Below are 16268 nucleotides of genomic sequence, written 5' to 3' on the forward strand. Positions count from 1 at the left end.
CGGGCCATATCCTGCGGGCAAACAGGAGGGACCGGATGCGCATTCTCGTCTTCAACGCGGGCTCCTCGAGCCTGAAATTCGGTGTCTTCGACCGCGCGCGCGGGGCGGGGCACGAGACCACGCAGATCCTCAAGGGCTCGTTCGAGCGGTTCCGCGACGGTGCCTGCGCCTATTCGCTGGAGGTGGGCAGCCATACCGAGGGAGGCCAGATCGACCATGCCGACATCGCCGCGGCGATCGAGGCGGTGCCGCAGCTGCTGGCCGATCACGACATCAAGGGGATCGAGGCGGTGGGCCATCGCATCGCCCATGGCGGCCCCGATTTCGCGGCACCCGCGACGCTGGACGGGCCGGCGCTGGCGAAGGTCGAGGCGCTGACGCCGCTGGCGCCGCTGCACAACCCGGCCAATCTGCAGGCGGTGCGGGTGGCGCGGCGGGTCTGGCCGGATCTACCGCAAGTGGGCGTGTTCGATACCTCGTTCCATCTGTCGAACCCGCCGCGGGTCCATACCTATGCCGTGCCGCAGGCGTGGCGGGATGCCGGGCTGCGGCGTTTCGGCTTCCACGGCACCTCGCACAAATACGTGGCCGAGCGGGCGGCCGAGGCCCTGGGCCGGCCTCTGGCCGAGCTGAAGATCATCTCGGTGCATCTGGGCAATGGCGCCTCGGTCTGTGCGATCTCGCTGGGCAAGAGCCTCGAGTCCTCGATGGGGCTGACGCCGCTGGAGGGGCTGGTGATGGGCACGCGCTCGGGCGATGTGGACCCCGGCGCCTTCGGCTATCTGAACCGCCAGCTGGGCCTGTCGATTGCCGAGATCGAGGAGGCGCTGAACAAGGACAGCGGGTTGAAGGGGCTGACGGGCTCGGCCGACATGCGCGACGTCGAGGAACGCGCGGCGCAGGGCGACCCGGCTGCGCAGATGGCGATCAACCTCTATGCCCACCGGGTGCGCAAATATATCGGCGCCTATGCGGCGGGGATGGGCGGGGTGGATGCGGTCGTCTTCACCGGCGGCATCGGCGAGAACTCCCCCTCGATGCGGCGGCGGATCTGCGACGGGCTCGATTTCATGGGCCTGCATGTCGATTTCGACCGCAACCAGCAGGTCCGGCTGAAGGACCGCGCCGCGCCGCAGATCCAGTCTTATGGCTCGCGCGTGGCGGTGCTGGTGACCGAGACGGCCGAGCAATTGCAGATCGCGCGTGAGGTGGCGGCATATCTGGACCGGCCCATGGCGCGGGCGGTGCCGATCCCGGTTGCCGTGTCCGGGCGGCATGTGCACCTGGCCGAGGATTCGCTGAAGGCGCTGTTCGGGCCGGGCTATGAGCTGACGGTGAAGAAGCCGCTGCGCCAGCCGGGGAACTGGGCGGCCGAGGAGCGGGTGACGCTGGTCGGCCCCAAGGGGCAGATCGAGCATGTGGCGATCCTCGGGCCCTTGCGCAAGCGCACGCAGATCGAGGTGTCGCGCACCGACAGCTTCGCGCTGGGCATCGACGTGCCGGTGCGCGATTCGGGGCAGCTGGACGGCACGCCGAAGATCCGGCTGGTCGGGCCCCATGGGCAGATCGACACGGACGGGCTGATCGTCGCCTCGCGCCATGTGCATATGCACCCGGACGACGCGGCAGCGATGGGCCTTGAGGACGGGCAGAACGTGGCGGTGCGGATCGGGCAGGGGGATCGGGCGCTGACCTTCGGCCACACGCTGATCCGCGTGCAGCCCAATGCCTTCACCGAGATGCATATCGACACCGACGAAGCCAACGCCGCCGGCATCGGCCCGGATTGGGAGGGCGAAGTGATCGATCTGGAAGCCCATCTCGATGCCGTTTAGGCCTGTCGGTTTGCCGTTTGCGGGCTTGCGGCGGGGCGCAGTGCATGGAACAAACACGCTGTTCTCAGGGCGGGGCGAAATTCCCCACCGGCGGTAAGCGGGCCTCCCGCAAGCCCGCGAGCGCCTTCCCCGCTTGGAAGGGTCAGCAGATCAGGTGCAACTCCTGAGCCGACGGTCACAGTCCGGATGAAAGAGAACCATGGCTTCCGGTCCGCAATCAGGCGGGTCCGGCGGGCATGGGATCGCCTTGGGTGACGTGTCGCTGAAAGGGAGATTCCATGACACACACCCTCACCACCCCCCGTTTCGCCTTCATCAAGGCTGGCTGGCACGCGGATATCGTCGATCGCGCGCTGGAAGGGTTCCTCGAACTGATCCCGGCTGAGCAGGTCGATGTCTTCGAGGTGCCCGGCGCCTTCGAGATGCCGCTGATGGCACGCGATCTGGCCACGACCGGGCGCTACGCCGCCGTGGCTTGTGCGGCCTTCGTCGTCGATGGTGGCATCTACCGCCATGACTTCGTGGCGCAGGCCGTGGTCGACGGGCTGATGCGCGCGGGCCTTGATACCGGCGTGCCGGTACTGTCGGTCTCGCTGACGCCGCATCACTATCAAGAAACCGACCACCACAACGCGATCTACCGCGCGCATTTCGTCCAGAAGGGCCGCGAGGCAGCGAATGCCGCGCTGAAGATCACCGAGGCGCGCAAGGCCCTGGCCTGAGACCGGCAGGGGAGGGCGCTGGCCCTCCCCGTTCCGTCAGGCCAGACGGATGCCTTCGGCGGTCAGCGCCGGGGCCAGATCGTCCAGCCGCCAGCGCGCCTGCAGGTGATGCACGCCGGTTTCCCGCCGCTCGGCCATGCGGGCGAGGATCTCGGCGGCGACGAGCGCGGTGATCTCGGCCTCGCCGCGCCCATCGAGCGTCAGGCGTTCGCGGGCAGGCCGCCCGTCGCGCCAGCCCTCGGCCGTCACCACCAATCCCGTCCGATCCGACCCCACGCGGAACCTCGGCAGGCTCCAGCGCAGTAGCGCCTTCAGCCACGGTCGTTGCGCCATCGCGGCCAGAAGGCGCAGGGACAGCGGCGTCACCAGGGGCGAATCGAGGCCCAGCCGCGTGGTCACGCCGGGCAGCCCGGCGCGGGTCAGCGCGTGTTGATCGGCGAAGTCGAAGGGGATCGTCGGTACCGACCCCGAGGCAAAATCGAGCCTGCGGATATCCCCCGGCGCAAGCGGGCGCAGGGTGTCGAGCGTCCAGTCGATCGCCGCCGTGCCATGGCTGTCGCCGAGGCCGAGCAGCACACCGATGCTGACGCTGTCGACCCGGTCGAGCCGGCGCACGGCCTCGGCCGCCATCAGGTTCGTGAGGCCGGGCGCGAGGCCAAGCGACAGCACCGCCAGCGCGCCAGCACTCCGGGCGAGGGCATCGAGCCCTTCGATCCGCCGCAGCACCGCGTCGGTGGCCGAGATATCCGCATAGCCGAGCCCCCGCGACAGCACCGCCCGCGCGAAGCGGTCATCCGGCGTGTCGAGGCAGGAGACGACGATCTGCGTGCCCGCCAGCGCCGCGTCCCAACTCTCCGGGCGCGCAAGGTCGAGATAGGCGACCTCGGCCCCCGGGATCTCGGCCGCGGCGACGCGGGCGCGGGTCAGATCCCGCCCCGCCAGCCGGGGGGTGAGACCGGGGTTGGCGGCCAGCCTGCGGGCGATCTTCTTGCCGACATGGCCATAGCCGCCGATGATGGTGATATGTGTCATGAAACCTGTGTCCGTCGCGGCCCCGTGCCGCTGCCGGGCGCTTGAAACACACCGAATCGTTCCTTTCCAAACGGGAAGCCCATGGCTGAAGACCTGCCCTTTCTCACCGCCGATCCCTGCCGCCCGGATCAATGCCTGCTGGAGGATTGGCTGTCCTTCCTCGGCCATCGCTGGAACGCGCTGGTGCTTTGGCAGCTGGAGGCCGGGCCGCTCCGGTTCTCGGAACTGCAGGCGCAATTGCCGGGGATTTCGCCCAAGGTGTTGACCGAACGGCTGGCCGGGTTGCAGGCGCGTGCCCTGATCCGGCGCGAGGCGGTCAACAGCTACCCGGCCGCGGTGACCTATGGTCTGACCGCGCGCGGCGAGGCCCTGCGGCAGGTGCTGCGTCCGGTCTATGATTGGGCGGAGGCGGCGGCGCAGGAGGGGGCGTGAAACGCGAAACGCCGCGCTGAGCGGCGCGGCGTTTCGAGGGGATTGGTGGAGCTGAGGGAAGCCAAACCTTAGTTTTAGGCGGTCCACGGCAGTGCAAAGAAGCCTGTAATTGCTGAGTATCTATTGCCAACGTGGGTTGGTAGCGTCTAATGAAGTCTCATGCAGTCCCACATTATCCGTGGGCCAAGGTGTGGGGTGAACATGACCGCGAAGGCAAAGAAGGGACTGACGGCGGCCTTCGTCCGCACAGTGTCTGAGCCGGGGCGATATGGGGATGCGCTGGGCCTAAACCTTGTCGTGTCACCTGCCGGGGCGAAGCGTTGGATTCAGCGCATCACTATTCGCGGCAAGCGGGTGGACTTGGGCCTTGGGCCACTGGCGGCTGTGTCGCTGGCGGAGGCCCGCGAACTGGCCGCGAAGAACTTCCGAGAAGCCCGGACAGGTGGCGACCCGCTGAGGGCTAAGCGTGAGGCGCAGGCAGCTATGACGTTCGAGGAAGCCGCACGCGCTGTGCATGAAAGCTACCTGCCCACTTGGAGAAGCGCCAAGCACGGGCAGGATTTTCTTTCCTCGCTGCAAATGCACGCCTTCGACAGGATCGGCGCGCTAAAGGTGCAGGACGTGACGCCCGCCGATGTGCTGGCGGTGCTATCGCCCATCTGGACAGCGAAGCCCGAGACGGCCCGTCGCGTTCGGCAACGGATTGGTACGGTAATGGAATGGGCGGTTGCGAAGGGTTGGCGGCAAGACAACCCCGCCGCCAGCATATCGAAAGCCCTGCCCAAGGTGCCCCGCTTGAAGGCGCATAGGGTGGCGCTGCCCTACGCCGAGGTATCGACCTATTTGGAGGCTCTGGCGGCATCTGGCGCAGGGCCGTCCACCAAGCAGGCGCTGGAATTTCTCATTCTTACCGCTGCGCGCTCTATCGAGGCGAGAGAGGCGCGTTGGTCTGAAATCGACATGGACGCGAAGGTTTGGACGGTGCCTGCCCAGCGCATGAAGATGAAGCGCGACCACAAGGTGCCTCTGTCGCCCCGGGCAATGGCCATCCTTCGCGAGGCCGCTGCACACAAGCGGAATTCGGAGCCTGACCCCTTCCTCTTCCCCGGACTAAAGGCAGGCCGTCCGCTGTCGGATGTAGCTCTGTCAAAGCTCACGAAGGCGCTGGGCTTCCCCGTTGATGTTCACGGCTTCCGCACGAGCTTTCGCACTTGGGCGCAAGAGAAGACAACGGCGGCGCATGAGGTGGCCGAGGCCGCGCTTGCTCACACTGTGGGGAACAGTGTGTCACAGGCCTACGCGCGAAGTGACATGTTCGAGAAGCGCCGCGACCTCATGGACCGTTGGGCAGGGTACTTGGCGGGGGCGGAAGGGAAGGTGATTCGACTCAGGCAATAGGGCTGGAACGGCGTAAAGGAGCCCTATGTGAAGATGCCCGAGGTATTTCTCTGCAAGGTTCGCCCTGCTGCCCAGCCACAGCATCTAGTGCGGTGGAGCGCGACAAGATTTGAGTGATGCACGCCGCTGCGTTCGATAGATGTTCCAGAAATGACGGGTTTTCAACAGGTTCGATGGAGTGGACATTTGTCCACTAAACCCCTTGTATCGAGGGGAAATTTCCCTTCGCACGCTACTGGGTGCGATTAAACTGCGAAAAGCTGTGGAAAGTCTTACGAACCAGGGGTGTAGTGCCTGAAAAATGCCGTATAGTCCCGTGCAGAACGGCCCGGTACTCTATCTAGTTGTGGAGTGTTGGGCGGCTTCCGCCGCTGGCCAAACCGCCAAGTCCAAGCCAGCGACGGGAGCCGGGGAATGACCAAATTGGTCACCTCACACCCCCGTTCCTACACCACGAGCAGCGATTTCCGCAACTGGGGATTTCGCGCGAGGCTAAAGGAGCGACGCAACCAATGGCTGCAATTCTGCGACTACCTGCTGTTATGCAGGCAACCGGTCTGTCCAAGGCATCGGTTTATCTGGGCATCAAAAAAGGCACATTCCCGGCACCCGTGAAGCTGGGCGAGCGTGCCGTTGGCTGGCCTCAACAGGTCATTGAAGACTGGGTGAACACCCGGCCTTCTTCTGCCGCCTAAAGAGAAACCCCGCCGGGTCAGGCGGGGCTTTAAGGCTGTCAGAATGACAATGATTACACTGGCAATATAGCCCGCCTGCCTGCCCGGTTCAATGCCGAGGCATAAAATGAGCCAATGCGCTTACATCAACCACAACGCGCCGAACGGGCCTTTGCACTTCATGGTCAAAGGCCGCGACCGCTGGGCGCTTGAATGCCTAATGGCCGCGAAGGCCAAGGGCTGCACCCCCATCACGACACCCGGCCCGCGCTGGTCTGCCTATGTGTTCAACCTGCGCAAGCTTGGCTTGGACATTGAGACCATCACCGAACCGCACGGGGGCGAATTCAGCGGGCATCACGCGCGCTACGTCCTGCGTTCACAGGTGACGCGGCAAGGCCCGCTGCTGAAAGGCGGTGCCGCATGAGCCGGTATTCCCGACGCCTTGCCCGTAGCTGGGGCCTGTCCGGTGCTGTCGCTGCCGCTCTGGCCGCGCTCATTCAAGGGGAGGGCCGCGAATGAGCAATCGCCTTCCCATCCTTCAGAACGCCGCCCTTGTGGCTCACAAGGAAAGCGCGCAGCACAGCAAGTGGGCCGCGCAGAACGCCCTCAAGGCCGGTGAAGCTCTGGCCGAGGCGAAAGGCCTGTGCGCGCACGGACAGTGGGCTGCATGGCTTGCCGAAACCGGCATCCCCGAACGCACGGCGCAGCGATACATGAAGCTGCACCGGGCAGGCTGCAAATCCGCCACGGTGGCGGAAATGGGCATCGCCCGCGCCGAGCGTCTTGCATCCCTTGGGCTGAAACTCTGGCCCCAAAACGGGGCCGGGGTTGAGGCAACCGGCGAAGATGAAACCGGCGCGCGCTTCTATGCCGTAGTCCTGCCGGAAGGTGAGGGCTTGGTGCGATACAGCGCCGCCTACCTGTTCCCGACGCCTGACCTTGATTTCATGGTGGCGAAGCGGTGTGGCAAGCCGGTGGCGCTGGGCGTCCTTCACGAAAGCGATGCGGAGGCGTTTGACCGCTATGTCCTTCGCCGCATGAGCGCCGAGGAAACGGCGGCAGCGCAAGCGGAACTGGGGGTGCCCCATGACTGACGCGCGCACCCTGACCCTTGCCCTGGGCGGGCGCTGGCATGGCCGCTATGGCGTGTCGCCTTGCCCGATCTGCCAACCCGAACGGCGGAAGGGGCAAGACGCCCTGACGCTGGCCGATGGCGCGGCGGGGCTGTTGCTGTCCTGCAAGAAGGCCGGTTGCAGCTTCCGCGACATACTGGCGGCGGCAGGTGTGATGCCGGGGGACTATGCGCCCCCGGATGCCGCGACCATCGCCCAGCGCGAAGCGGAACAGCGGCGCGAGGCCGAGAAGCGGGAACGGCAGGCCCGCGCGCTCTGGGCCGAGGCGGTGCCCATCGGAGGAACCGCCGCTGAGGCCTACCTTCGCGGGCGGGCTATCACCTGTGCCTTGCCTGAGACCCTGCGCTTTCACCCGGCTTGCTGGCACGGGGCAACCTCGACCCGTTCCCCGGCTCTGGTGGCAAGGGTGGACGGCGGCGCGGGCTTCGCGGTGCATCGCACCTACCTGCGCCCGGACGGCAGCGGCAAAGCGGATCTGACCCCGGATAAGGCCATGCTGGGGGCCACCGCTGGCGGCTCTGTGCGACTCGCTGGCGGGCAAAGCGTGCTGGCCGTGGCCGAGGGCATAGAAACCGCCCTTAGCCTGCTGTGCGGCGTCCTGAGCGGCCCTGTGGCTGTCTGGGCTGCGCTGTCGTCTTCCGGCTTCGCCCGCCTGCACCTGCCCAGCGCCCCCGGAAAGCTCATTGTCGCCACGGATGGCGATGCAGCCGGGACCGCCGCAGGCACTGCCTTAGCCGAACGCGCCGCCGCGCTGGGCTGGGCCGTGACCCTTCTCCCCGCCCCGGAAGGGCGTGACTGGAACGATGTAATCCGAGACACGAAAGGGGCCGCAGCATGAACGCGCCCAACGTCAACCCGAACTTCGCCGCGAACGCCCAGCCCTTCACGGCAGAATGGCCCCACCCGGACATGCGATTTCTACGCACCGAGCTTCCACCGCCTCCGGCCCTGCCCTTGGGCGACGTGCTGTCTTCGACTTGGGCATCATGGATAAGGGCCGCAGCCGAGGCTAAGGGCGCGCCTGCGGACTATGTTTTCGCCGCTCTGCTGTCCGTATGTGGCGCACTTGTCGGGAATACTCGCTGGCCTTCACCTTGGCAGGGCTGGGCAGAACCCCCCGTCCTTTGGGCCGTTACCATTGGAACCCCTTCCATGAACAAGTCCCCGGGCCTCGATGCTGTGCTTATCCCGCTGAAGTCAGTGCAGGACGGGAAGCGCGCCAAAGCGCAAGCCGCGCTGACGGAATGGAAAGCCCGGGCTGAGGTAGCGAAGCTGGTTGAAAGCACATGGAAAGAGGCCGTGAAGGCGGCGGTAAAGGATGGGGCCGAACCGCCCAAGCGCCCAGCCTCAGCGAACCCCGGCCCGGAACCAATCATGCCCCGCCTTCATGTGACAGACATCACGGTAGAGAAGTTGGCTGTCATCCTCGCTGCGCAGCCACGCGGTACATTGGTGGCGCGCGACGAACTTGCCGGCTGGTTGCAAAGCATGTCGCGCTACTCTGGCGGCGGCTCTGACCGCCCATTCTGGTTAGAAGCCTATGGCGGGCGTCCGCACTCTGTTGAGCGCATGGGTAGGGAATCCGTCTACGTCGATAGGCTGGCGGTAGGCGTACTGGGCGGCACCCAGCCTGACCGGCTTCGCACCTTGCTGTTGAAGGCGGATGACGATGGCCTTCTGGCGCGGTTCTTTCCAGTTTGGCCCAATCCCGCGCCAATCCAGCGACCGACCCGTGCCTATGATGAGGGCTTGATTGAAAGGGCGATTGAACGGCTTTGGGCGCTCGAAATGCCGACCGATGACGAAGGCAATAAGCGCCCGTGGTTTGTTCCCTTCACGGACGAAGCCCGCGACCTCTTGGACGATTTCAGGAAGCAGGTGCGAGACTGGGAAGGAGAAGCGGAGGGCCTGCTGCTATCGTTCATTGGCAAGCTGCCCGGTTTGGCGGTGCGCATGTCGCTGGTGCTGGGGATGCTCGATTGGGCGGCGGGTGATGCGGACGCCGAGCCGCACAATGTCACCCCGTACCACTTTGGGCGCGCGGCGCATCTGGTGGAAAGCTACCTGCTGCCGATGGCGCGGCGCGCATATGCCGATGCCGCAGGCACTAAAGGCGAACGCGCTGGGCGGCGGCTGGTCGCATTGATCCGTGAACAGGGTTGGACCCGCTTCTACGCCCGTGATGTTCGCCGCATAGAGCGGCAAGGATTGGCCCGGATGGAAGACATTAACCCCGGAATAGAGGCATTGACCGAAGGCGACTTGATCCGGCCTTTGGAAATGGACGGGAACCCGAAAGGCGGGCGTCCGCAGCGCCTCTTTGCCGTCAATCCGATAGTTCACAAGGTGCAGGCATGACCCGTTGGTTGCAGGCAGCCAAAGCGGCCCTACCCCCATCTGACAAAACTGACACAACTGACGAAACCCACGCTATGCGTGTGCATGGCGCAGTTGAACAACCGCAGTCGGAGGTTTTGTCAGTTGAGTCAGTTTTGTCAGTAGGCCCGAAGTCCGATTGCCCAGCCATCCCGGAGCCTCAGCCCGCCCAACCGGAACCGCGCCCAGCGCCTCGGCTGGCGGTTGTCCCGGCCCGACCGACGCATGACCCTGAGACCTTCCCCAATGGCGTCTGTCGCTTCACGGGAAGGCCGCGCACATGGACGGGCAAAGTCGTGTCGCTGGAAGACTGGCGGCGGCTGTCCGATTGGGAGCGCGAAGGCCCGGCTGGGCGGCTGTTCTGTGGCATCTGCCGCGCATGGGTGGCGCAGGATGGCCGGTGCCGTGAGCCGGGATGCTGGAACGGCTGCGATGCAGGATAGGCCGCTGGTGACTGTCACAGGGAGAGACCTTGCCGCCCAGCGCCGCAGTAAGGGCATGACGCAGGCCGAGCTTGCCACGGCGGCGGGCATCGGGCGGCACGCTGTGGGCTATTGGGAAGGCAAGCGGCAGGTAGACGGCAGCGCATGGGCTGTGAAGCGCATGGCGGCGGTGCTGGGGCCTCTGGAACCCGCCCCGGTGCCCAGCGCCCAGGAACGGCTTGCCCAGCTTGCAGGCGGCATTCCTCTGGGCGTTTCCATCGTCAACCGGGTGCGAACCATCACGCCGCGCCGCCCTGCCTGTGGGGCCAAGACGCGGAAGGGCACGCCCTGCACTTGGAAGGCAGAACCCGGAAAGGGACGCTGCAAGCTTCACGGCGGGCGCTCGACGGGGGCCAAGACGCCAGAGGGCCGGGAACGCATTGCCGAAGCACAGCGGCGGCGCTGGGCGCGCTGGCGGGCGGATCAAGCCGGGCCGCGCCTGTTGGGGAATGTTGGGGTGCCTGAATAGCAGCTTGCCGGGCTTGTTGACAAAAGTTGACCTTGCCAAGGTCACGCCCAGCGCCCGAGGGCTGCATGGAATACTGCGAAGGGATGGTGACGGTCGCCATACCTTCACGGCCCGCACCCATGCCGGAATCACCCTAAGATGACCCTAAGGTTGAGGCTCTTCGGTAGAGGTGTTAGGCAGGCGCTGCACCCCAACAATGTGGCGCACGAGCCAAGTTCTGCGCTTATTGTTGCTGTGGCAATTTGTTTTTGCACTTGTGAAGGATTTCCGATTTGAAAGCGCTGACTAGTTTTTCAGACGAACGGCTCCGCCGGCGTTTCATGCACACCACTGTTCAAGACACGAGCCTCTTTTCAAGAGTTGTCGTGAATAAAGAAGTGAAGGAACAGTTCGCCAATTTAGCAGCGCCCAAAACGCGCTATGTCATCATTTTCACTCCGCGGTCTGGTAGTTCTTGGATTGGGGACCTGCTTAGGGGCACTGGTTGCTTGGGTAGGCCTGGGGAGCCGTTTAATCCGGCCTTCGTGCCTAGGATGGCCGCACGTTTTATGGCAGATGACTTGATTAGCTACGTTGATATCTGCATGCGACGACAAAGCATGAAACACGTATTTGGCTGTGAAATGACATGGAGTCACATGAATAATACTCTTGGGGGGGTCGGAAAAATGTTGGAATTGATCCAGCCAGATGCCATCTTCACTCTTTTCAGGGAAGACTTGGTTTCGCAGGCGGTTTCGCTTAGTCGGATGGCCCAGACACGAGTTTCCCACACTCCAATTGTTGGAGAGAGTGAGCTACGAAACGCAGAGAAAAGCTTTTTCTACGACCCCAAAGCGATTAAGAACGCTGTACTTTCCCTTCGTTGGCAAGAAGAGCAAATCGAAGAAAGCTTGCTCGAAAAGGGCGTTGTCCCAGTCCGACTTTCTTATGAAAGCATGTTGGAGACACAGGGTCGCTCAGCATTGGAGGCGATTTCTAATGCACTGGCAATCACGCTCCCCGATGGAAACCTTGAAGAAACTGAATTTTCGAAAGTCTCCGGCGCAAAGTCCGATGAGTTTGTGCTGCAGTTTCAAGAAGATTTTCCAGAGTATTCTCAATGGATACTTGAAGGCCGCGGTGCTCGCCTCCCGAAATAATCCATCCGATAACCTCTTCTGATAGGGAAGGAGCCGGTTGGCATTCCCGAGCATACAACATATGACTTAGGTCGCTACCATTCCTATCTGGCGCTTCAAAGCGTAGGGCGCAATCTTGGCCGAGTAGGCAGAGGGTTAGGCGTGCAGCGATAGAAATCCCAAGTCGGCTGAGGCCCGCACACAGATCGGTAACGGATCACCCCGCGAGGTGCGCCGCCTTTTCTATTGCCGAGATAGGGGGCTATCGAGTGGCTGGGGGTCCTACGCCCTTGATCCGCACCCATGGCTTCACGGCGTCCATTGCAGCGATTTGTCCGAAGTCATCACGCGCACCGCAAACCGACCTGAGTCGATGTATAGGAATGTTGATCCGCCCAGCGCAGTCCGCCCGCCCCCACGCGGTGTAAGGCCTAGCCGGAATATGTCACCCAGCCACGCGCAAGGTTGCTTTCATTTGCTTTCATGCCCTGTGTGACCGGAACTAAATCGGTTTGGCTTCTAAGCCGAACGCGCAGAGATACGCGCGCGCGAGGGACACAACCCTGAGACAAGTTAGCTCCGCTGTCCGTTGAATGCGCAAGGAATTTTGGGTGGGAAAGCGGCTGCGCGTGACTATCCGCCCGAACCAAGAGCCCCTGCCTGCCGTGAGTCGCGAAAAATACCGGGCAAGATATGACTACGCGAAGTCCTAAGGGGACCATCACCGTTCACGGCATTCTTTTTCACTGTGTGGGGTAGCGCGTGGGTCAGATCGACTAATGCCGAAAAATTCAGCAATCATTTCAATAGGTTGTCTGGGAAGTTTGGTGGAGCTGAGGGGGATCGAACCCCTGACCTCGTCATTGCGAACGACGCGCTCTCCCATCTGAGCTACAGCCCCCACGCGGCGGTTTTTGCGGCATTCGCTCAACAGTGTCAAGGGCGTGTGACCGCAGGCCCGCTGGGAAAATCTGCCCGGCGGCGGGCCGTCGCCGGCGGCGATTGCCTCCTTGCCCGGGGCCGGGTAAGGTGCGCGACCGTTGACCACCACAGGACGTGCCGATGACCCTGCGCAGCCGGATCTCCGAGGACCTCAAGCGAGCGATGAAAGACAAGGACGCGCTGCGTCTGTCGACGCTCCGCCTGATCAATGCCGCCATCAAGGACCGCGACATCGCGTTGCGGGGCGAGGGCGAGGATCGGGAAATGTCCGAGGCCGAGATCACCACCGTGCTGTCGCGCATGGTCAAGCAGCGTCAGGAAAGCGCGCGCGCCTATGAAGAGGGCGGGCGGCTGGAGCTGGTCGAACGCGAAGAGGCCGAGATCAAGGTGATCGAGACCTACCTGCCGCGCCAGCTGACCGAGGACGAGGTCGCCGCCGCCATCGACGCCGTCGTGGCCGAACTGGAGGCCAGCACGATCCGTGATATGGGGCCGGTGATGAACGCGCTGAAGACCCGCTATGCCGGGCAGATGGATTTCGGCGCCGTTGGTCCGAAGGTCAAAGCGCGCCTCAGCTGAGCTGCGGGGCCCGTTTCAGGGCTGCTGATAGCTTTTCAGACGGATCAGGAGGGCGGCGAGGGCGTCATGCAGCTCGGCGCGCTCGTCCGGTGTGAGGTAGCTGCCCAGCTCGACCTCGCGCCCGCCGCCGCCCAAGACCAGATAGTTTTCGACCGGGCCTCCCCTTGGCACGAGGCGCAGGGTGACCCAATGCGGGTCGGCCTGCCACTCCTGCTTGGGGCTGCGCGGGTTGTGCCGCACCAGCGCGATGCCACGGCGTGACAGGGTCATCTCCTCAAGGATCTGGCGGTCGCGCCAGTTGCGGTCCAGCCCCAGCCACAGCCCCCACAGCGCCACGCCGGCGAAGGGCAAAAGCCCCCACAGCACCGGCGAGCCCAGAACCGCGATCAGCGGCAGGGCCAGCGTTGCTGCCGTCATGCCGATGGTCATGGCAAAGCCCCGCGGGTTGAGCGCGTTGTGAGGCCGGGCGGTGAGCCGGGCCTCGGTGGGGCTGTCGAGGGTCAGGGTCCAGGGCATGCCGGGCCTCAGCGCGGGCGCAGGGCGTCGAAGGAGACCATGACGTGTTCGGCATAGGCAGGGCGGTCGCACAGGCGCTGATAGTAGGCGCTGAGCGCCGGCAGGGCCGGGCGGTCGATCTCCAGCGTGTGGTAGCGATAGAGCAGGTTGCCCATGTGAATGTCGGCCAGCGTCAGCGCGTCGCCCATCATCCAGCGGCGAGTCTTCAGCCGGTCCTCGGCGATCTGCAGTTTGGCGGTGATGCCAGTCATGGCGCGGGCGATGGCGGCGTCATCGCGCGCCTCGGCGGGTTGGAAGACCATCGGGTAGAAGACGGAGCCGCCGAAGGGCAGGTTGATGTTCACCTTGGCCCATTCCGCCCAGCGGTCGACATCGGCGCGGGCGAGGGGATCGGCAGGCCAGAAGGCCTCGGGCGCGTAGCGGTTGGCGAGGTAGCGCACGATGGCCGCCGATTCCCACAGCGCCGGGCCGTCGCCGTCCTGCAGCACGGGCACGGTCCGGTTGGGGTTCATGGCGATGTAGTCAGGTGTGTCGGTGCCGCCGAAGCGGTGGCCGATATCGTGACGCTCGAACGGCAGGCCCAGCTCGGCCAGGGTCCAGGTCACGGCCTGGACATTCGATGAATCCGCGCGGCCCCAAAGTGTCAGCATCTTGGTGTCTCTCGTCGACAAGGGTGTTGGCATAGAAAAAGGCCCCGGCGTGAACCGGGGCCTTCTGGAGTGTCTCAGGCTCAGTGAGCGCGGGCGTGGTCCCAGTCCTCACGCTTCGGCAGCTGCTCGAAGGTGTGCTCCGGCGGCGGGCAGGGCAGGGTCCATTCCAGCGTGTCGGCGTGCTCGTTCCAGTAGTTGGCTTCGGTCACGCGCTTGCCGCGGGTCAGGGTGTAGTACATCACGCCGAGGAAGAAGAGGAACGACGCGAACGACAGGAAGGCGCCGATCGACGAGAACCAGTTCCAGTAGGCGAAGGCCTCCGGATAGTCGATGTAGCGGCGCGGCATGCCCTGACGGCCCAGGAAGTGCTGCGGGAAGAAGGTCAGGTTGGCACCGATGAACATGGTCCAGAAGTGCACCTTGCCGGCCCATTCCGGGTACTGACGGCCCGACATCTTGCCGATCCAGTAGTAGATGCCGGCGAACAGCGCGAACACGGCGCCCAGCGACATCACGTAGTGGAAGTGCGCCACGACGAAGTAGGTGTCGTGATAGATGCGGTCCAGCGGCGCCTGCGACAGCACGATGCCGGTCACACCGCCCACCGTGAAGAGGAACAGGAAGCCGAAGGCCCAGAGCATCGGGGTCTCGAACGAGAGCGACCCGCGCCACATGGTGGCGATCCACGAGAAGATCTTCACGCCCGTGGGCACGGCGATCGTCATGGTGGCCAGCATGAAGTAGGTCTGCTGGGTCAGCGACATGCCGACGGTGTACATGTGGTGCGCCCAGACGACGAAGCCCAGCACCGCGATGGCGACCATCGCGTAGACCATCGGCAGGTAGCCGAAGACCGGCTTGCGCGAGAAGGTCGCGATGACGTGGCTGACGATGCCGAAGCCCGGAACGATGATGATGTACACTTCCGGGTGGCCGAAGAACCACAGGATGTGCTGGTACAGGATCGGGTCACCGCCACCGGCCGGGTCGAAGAAGGTCGTGCCGAAGTTACGGTCCGTCAGCAGCATGGTGATGGCGCCGGCCAGCACCGGCAGGGCCAGCAGGATCATCCAGGCGGTGATGAACACCGACCAGGCGAACAGCGGCACCTTGTGCATGGTCATGCCGGGGGCACGCATGTTGAGGAAGGTGGTGATGATGTTGATCGCACCGAGGATCGACGAGGCGCCCGAGAGGTGGACGGCGAAGATCGCGAAGTCCATCGAGAAGCCCGATTCACGGGTCGAGAGCGGCGGGTACAGAACCCAGCCGGTACCCGCACCGCGACCGCCTTCACCACCCGGAACCAGCAGCGAGACGACGGCGAGCGAGGCGCCGGCGACGTACAGCCAGTAGGACAGGTTGTTCAGACGGGGGAACGCCATGTCCGGCGCGCCGATCTGGAGCGGCATGAAGTAGTTGCCGAAACCGCCGAACAGGGCCGGGATGATGACGAAGAACATCATCAGCACGCCGTGGGCGGTGACGAGCACGTTCCACAGGTGGCCATCCGGCGTGGCGCAGGTGCCGTCTTCGGCCCATTGCGCGCACATGTATTGCACGCCCGGCTCCATCAGCTCCAGGCGCATGTAGACGGTGAAGGCCACCGCGACGAAACCGACGATCCCTGCCGTGAACAGGTAAAGGATCCCGATATCCTTGTGGTTGGTGGACATGAACCAGCGGGTGAAGAACCCGCGCTGGTCTTCGTGTCCGTGAGCGGCTGCGTTGGCCATTCGTTGCTCCCGTTCCCTTGCGAACTTTTTTCTCACGCACGGTCTGGCCGGGATTCCATGGAATCCGGCGTGACTTAGGGTCGTTCTAGAATGATGGGGCCGCCGCGGCAACGGGCCTGTTGTCGCAGACTGGAAAAAATTGACCCAAGTCAAGGACGGCAACCCGTC

16 protein-coding genes, 1 tRNA gene and 1 riboswitch are annotated in these 16268 nt (G+C 64.3%); of the genes, 12 read left to right on the plus strand and 5 right to left on the minus strand.

What is annotated here, in order from left to right; genetic code table 11:
• Window positions 1–35 precede the first annotated feature (35 nt).
• Both BCY78_RS10475 and BCY78_RS10480 read left to right on the plus strand, forming a co-directional pair.
• A complete protein-coding gene (locus BCY78_RS10475; protein ID WP_068301157.1) occupies window positions 36–1835 on the plus strand; it encodes an acetate/propionate family kinase in 1800 nt (599 codons plus the stop codon).
• Between the two features lie 56 nt (window positions 1836–1891).
• A riboswitch (FMN riboswitch) is annotated at window positions 1892–2037 on the plus strand.
• A 76-nt stretch (window positions 2038–2113) separates the two neighbouring features.
• The gene (locus BCY78_RS10480) at window positions 2114–2557 is read left to right on the plus strand and encodes a 6,7-dimethyl-8-ribityllumazine synthase (RefSeq protein ID WP_068301158.1); all 444 of its coding nucleotides are present in this window, start codon (window positions 2114–2116) and stop codon (window positions 2555–2557) included.
• A gap of 36 nt (window positions 2558–2593) precedes the next feature.
• On the opposite strand, the gene BCY78_RS10485 is transcribed toward BCY78_RS10480, so the two are convergent.
• The gene (locus BCY78_RS10485) at window positions 2594–3589 is read right to left on the minus strand and encodes a saccharopine dehydrogenase family protein (RefSeq protein WP_068301161.1); all 996 of its coding nucleotides are present in this window, start codon (window positions 3587–3589) and stop codon (window positions 2594–2596) included.
• 81 nt (window positions 3590–3670) lie between these two features.
• On the opposite strand from BCY78_RS10485, the gene BCY78_RS10490 reads away from it, so the two are divergent.
• From BCY78_RS10490 to BCY78_RS24600, 9 genes are all read left to right on the plus strand, one after another.
• The gene (locus tag BCY78_RS10490) at window positions 3671–4021 is read left to right on the plus strand and encodes a helix-turn-helix domain-containing protein (RefSeq protein WP_068301162.1); all 351 of its coding nucleotides are present in this window, start codon (window positions 3671–3673) and stop codon (window positions 4019–4021) included.
• Window positions 4022–4222: 201 nt separating this feature from the next.
• On the plus strand, window positions 4223–5419 hold the full coding sequence (locus BCY78_RS10495) for a site-specific integrase (protein WP_068301489.1): 1197 nt from the start codon (window positions 4223–4225) through the stop codon (window positions 5417–5419).
• Between the two features lie 512 nt (window positions 5420–5931).
• Window positions 5932–6114, plus strand: a complete 183-nt coding sequence (locus tag BCY78_RS24590; RefSeq protein WP_083194952.1) for an AlpA family transcriptional regulator — start codon at window positions 5932–5934, stop codon at window positions 6112–6114.
• A gap of 106 nt (window positions 6115–6220) precedes the next feature.
• Window positions 6221–6520: a hypothetical protein gene (locus tag BCY78_RS10500; RefSeq protein ID WP_068301165.1), complete on the plus strand. Its 300-nt coding sequence runs from the start codon at window positions 6221–6223 to the stop codon at window positions 6518–6520.
• 91 nt (window positions 6521–6611) lie between these two features.
• Window positions 6612–7190, plus strand: coding sequence for a DUF3102 domain-containing protein (locus BCY78_RS10505; protein WP_068301168.1), 579 nt, complete (start codon window positions 6612–6614; stop codon window positions 7188–7190).
• Window positions 7183–8067, plus strand: a complete 885-nt coding sequence (locus tag BCY78_RS10510) for a toprim domain-containing protein (protein WP_068301171.1) — start codon at window positions 7183–7185, stop codon at window positions 8065–8067. Before BCY78_RS10505 ends, BCY78_RS10510 begins: the two co-directional genes overlap by 8 nt.
• A 71-nt stretch (window positions 8068–8138) precedes the next feature.
• The gene (locus tag BCY78_RS10515) at window positions 8139–9587 is read left to right on the plus strand and encodes a DUF3987 domain-containing protein (protein WP_233499389.1); all 1449 of its coding nucleotides are present in this window, start codon (window positions 8139–8141) and stop codon (window positions 9585–9587) included.
• A gap of 516 nt (window positions 9588–10103) precedes the next feature.
• Complete coding sequence (locus BCY78_RS24595; protein WP_139103138.1) at window positions 10104–10556, plus strand: helix-turn-helix transcriptional regulator; 453 nt, start codon at window positions 10104–10106, stop codon at window positions 10554–10556.
• 320 nt (window positions 10557–10876) lie between these two features.
• Window positions 10877–11698, plus strand: coding sequence for a Stf0 family sulfotransferase (locus BCY78_RS24600; protein WP_158515918.1), 822 nt, complete (start codon window positions 10877–10879; stop codon window positions 11696–11698).
• A gap of 804 nt (window positions 11699–12502) precedes the next feature.
• Here the strand turns inward: BCY78_RS24600 and BCY78_RS10530 are convergent.
• A tRNA-Ala gene (locus BCY78_RS10530) sits at window positions 12503–12578 on the minus strand.
• 161 nt (window positions 12579–12739) lie between these two features.
• Between BCY78_RS10530 and BCY78_RS10535 the strand changes: the two genes are divergently transcribed.
• Window positions 12740–13198, plus strand: a complete 459-nt coding sequence (locus BCY78_RS10535) for a GatB/YqeY domain-containing protein (RefSeq protein WP_068301175.1) — start codon at window positions 12740–12742, stop codon at window positions 13196–13198.
• A gap of 15 nt (window positions 13199–13213) precedes the next feature.
• Here the strand turns inward: BCY78_RS10535 and BCY78_RS10540 are convergent, their stop codons facing one another.
• From BCY78_RS10540 to ctaD, 3 genes are read right to left on the minus strand one after another with little or no spacing between them, the layout of a single operon-like run.
• Entirely contained in the window at window positions 13214–13714 is a 501-nt protein-coding gene (locus BCY78_RS10540) for a DUF2244 domain-containing protein (protein WP_068301178.1), read from the minus strand.
• Between the two features lie 8 nt (window positions 13715–13722).
• Window positions 13723–14397, minus strand: a complete 675-nt coding sequence (locus tag BCY78_RS10545; RefSeq protein WP_255402856.1) for a glutathione S-transferase family protein — start codon at window positions 14395–14397, stop codon at window positions 13723–13725.
• A 47-nt stretch (window positions 14398–14444) separates the two neighbouring features.
• Window positions 14445–16100: a cytochrome c oxidase subunit I gene (gene ctaD / locus BCY78_RS10550; protein ID WP_068301181.1), complete on the minus strand. Its 1656-nt coding sequence runs from the start codon at window positions 16098–16100 to the stop codon at window positions 14445–14447.
• Window positions 16101–16268: the final 168 nt, after the last annotated feature.

Source organism: Pararhodobacter sp. CCB-MM2 (genome assembly GCF_001691415.1).
GTDB lineage: Bacteria > Pseudomonadota > Alphaproteobacteria > Rhodobacterales > Rhodobacteraceae > Pararhodobacter.